This window comes from Verrucosispora sp. SN26_14.1, assembly GCF_004307965.1.
Taxonomy (GTDB): Bacteria; Actinomycetota; Actinomycetes; order Mycobacteriales; family Micromonosporaceae; genus Micromonospora.
This window is the reverse complement of the sequence record NZ_SISL01000609.1, coordinates 1-2,884: the sequence shown is the minus strand read 5'-3', so window position 1 is coordinate 2,884 and position 2,884 is coordinate 1. Positions and strand designations below refer to the sequence as shown.

At 73.1% G+C, this 2,884-nt stretch carries 2 protein-coding genes and 1 pseudogene; 1 reads left to right on the top strand and 2 read right to left on the bottom strand.

Going from position 1 to position 2,884, the window contains the following annotated elements:
• Both EYA84_RS29875 and EYA84_RS29870 read right to left on the bottom strand, forming a co-directional pair.
• Window positions 1-319: pseudogene (locus tag EYA84_RS29875) on the bottom strand (hypothetical protein); the annotation flags it as partial.
• Window positions 320-368: 49 nt separating this feature from the next.
• The gene (locus EYA84_RS29870; protein ID WP_131057463.1) at window positions 369-1,385 is read right to left on the bottom strand and encodes a LacI family DNA-binding transcriptional regulator; all 1,017 of its coding nucleotides are present in this window, start codon (window positions 1,383-1,385) and stop codon (window positions 369-371) included.
• Between the two features lie 277 nt (window positions 1,386-1,662).
• Here EYA84_RS29870 and EYA84_RS29865 point away from each other — a divergent pair, with 277 nt between their 5' ends.
• Window positions 1,663-2,814: a Gfo/Idh/MocA family protein gene (locus tag EYA84_RS29865; protein WP_131057461.1), complete on the top strand. Its 1,152-nt coding sequence runs from the start codon at window positions 1,663-1,665 to the stop codon at window positions 2,812-2,814.
• Window positions 2,815-2,884 lie beyond the last annotated feature (70 nt).

Below are 2,884 nucleotides of genomic sequence, written 5' to 3'. Positions count from 1 at the left end.
CCCCGTCGAGCCGCCTACCGCCGGCGCGCACGCTGAGCTCGTCGGGTTCGACCGGCCCGGTCAGCGGCAGGCTGAACGTGTGTCCGTCCGGGTGCGGGCGGGCCTGGCCGAGCCGCCGGTCACCGGACCAGAACTCGACCGCGGCACCACCGACCGGCACCCGGGTGCTCGAACGCCAGGTCAGCTCGCCGCCGGCCATCGACCAGCCGGTGGCGGCCGGCCGGGGCGCGGGGCTGCCCGGAGGAGCCGCCACCGCCGGCCCGGTGGCGCCGGCCACCATCGCCACGGCGAGCGCGGCGGAGATCAGTAATCTACGCATGACACTACGTCTATCTCAGCCGCGCAACCCGATCGCGGCGGCCCGGCGGTCAGCCGGGTGGCGGGGCGGAACTGTCCCGGCGGACCAGCTCGGCGGCGAGCGACTCCACCCGGGGGCGGTCCGCACCCGGGTCCAGGGCCAGCGCCATCGCCCGCGCGCCCATCTCCACCAGCGGCAGCCGGATCGTGGTCAGCGTCGGGGTGACGTCCCGGGCCATCGGCATGTCGTCGAAGCCGACGACGCTGACCCGGTCGGGCACCGCCAGCCCGCGCGAGCGCAGCAGCGCCAGCGCGCCGATCGCCATCGAGTCGTTGAGCGCCGCGATGGCGGTCAGCTCCGGTTCCGCGTCGAGCAGGGCGGCGGTGGCGGCGGCACCGCTGTCGCGGTCGAACTCGGCGTACCGGATGCGGTGTTCCGGCAGGTCGCGGCCGTGGGCGGTGAGTTCCTCGCGCAGCCCGGTCAACCGGTCGGTGGTGGTGGTCAACACCTGGGGGCCGGCCACCACCCCGATCCGGTCGTGGCCCAGCCGGCACAGCTCCTGCCCGAGCAGCCGGGCGCCGCTGCGGTTGTCGGGCATCACCGCGTCGCCGGAGTGTTCGTGCCGGCCGATCACCGCGACCCGCCCGCCGGTCGCCTCGTACGCGGTCAGCTTGCCGTTGAGCAGGCGGGTGAACTCCGTGTCGTGGTAGCCGGAGCCGGCCAGGATGATGGCGGCCACCTGGTGCCCGCGCAGCAGCTCGACATACTCCAACTCGCGTTCCGGGTCGCGGTAACTGTTGCAGATCATCAGCAGCCGACCCTGGTCGGTGGCGACCCGTTGCAGGCCCCGGGTGATCTCGGAGAAGTACGGGTCGGAGACGTCGTGCACGATCACGCCGACCGCGCCCCGGTGCGAGCGGGCGAGCAGTTGGGCGTGGGCGTTGGGCACGTACTGCAACTCGGCGACGGCCTGGAGCACCCGCTCCCGCAACTCGTCGGTGACCGGCTTGCTGCTGCCGTTGATCACCCGAGAGGCGGTGGCGGGGGAGACGCCGGCCCGCCGGGCCACATCGGACAGAGTCGCCACGTACCGCCCCCTTGCGCTCACGCCGCGCGCCTGCGGCCAGCGTCACCGTACCGCAGTCGAGGTCTCCCGCTCGGGGGCCGGTTCCGGCAGCTCACACCGCTGGTCGCGGCCCAGCTCAGCGCGCTTCGCACGGTGTCGGGACGGTGGCCGGCACCGGTCGGTGGGTGATGGGTGCCGGAAATATCGCTGCCGGGAGAGCGCTTGCCTCGGCGCGGCGGCCCGGCCTAGGCTACGCGGGGAAAGCGCTTACCTGAGCGTGTACGACGGAAGGACCCCCATGACCCGCAGGTCGATCGGCATCATCGTGAACGGCGTCACCGGCCGGATGGGATACCGGCAGCATCTGGTGCGCTCCCTGCTGGCCATCCGCGACGCCGGCGGCGTACGGCTGCCCGACGGCACCACCCTCTGGCCGCACCTCGTGCTGGTCGGCCGCAGCGAGGCCAAGCTGCGGGAGATCGCCGAACGGCACGGCCTGACCGACTGGACCACCGACCTGACCTCGGCGCTGGCCCGCGACGACGTCGAGATCTACTTCGACGCGCAGGTCACCCAGCAGCGGGAGAAGGCGATCCGGCAGGCCATCGAGGCCGGCAAGCACATCTACACCGAGAAGCCCCTCGCCGAGGACACCGCCGCCGCCCTGGACCTGGCCCGTGCCGCGAACGCCGCCGGCATCCGCACCGGCGTGGTGCAGGACAAACTCTTCCTGCCCGGGCTGCGCAAGCTCAAGCGGCTGCTCGACGGCGGCTTCTTCGGTCAGGTGCTGTCGGTGCGCGGCGACTTCGGCTACTGGGTCTTCGAGGGCGACTGGCAGCCCGCCCAGCGTCCCTCGTGGAACTACCGGGCCTCCGACGGCGGCGGCATCGTGGTCGACATGTTCCCGCACTGGCACTACGTGCTGGCGGAACTCTTCGGCGAGGTCCGCAGCGTCTCGGCCACCGTCGCCACGCACATCCCGCAGCGCGTCGACGAGCGGGGTCGCCCGTACGCGGCCACCGCCGACGACGCCGCGTACGCCGTGTTCGAGCTGGCCGGCGGCGTGATCGCCCAGCTCAACTCCTCCTGGTGCGTCCGGGTGCACCGGGACGAACTGGTCGAGTTCCAGGTCGACGGCACGCAGGGCAGCGCGGTGGCCGGACTGCGTCGCTGCCGGGTGCAGCACCGCGCGGTCACCCCGAAGCCGGTGTGGAACCCGGACCTGCCGGCCACCGAGGACTTCCGGTCGCAGTGGACCGAAGTGCCGGACAACGAGGAGTTCGACAACGGCTTCAAGGTGCAGTGGGAGGCGTTCCTGCGGCACGTCGCCGTCGGCGAGCCGTTCCCGTGGGACTTCCTGGCCGGGGCGCGCGGCGTGCAACTGGCCGAGCTGGGTCTGGTATCGGCCCGCGAGGGGCGCCGCGTCGAGATCCCGGAGCTGTCGCTGTGAGCGCCACCGAGGTCAACCTGCCCGGTGGCGGGCGACTGCGGCTGGCCGGTGGCGCCGGGCACCCCCGCCC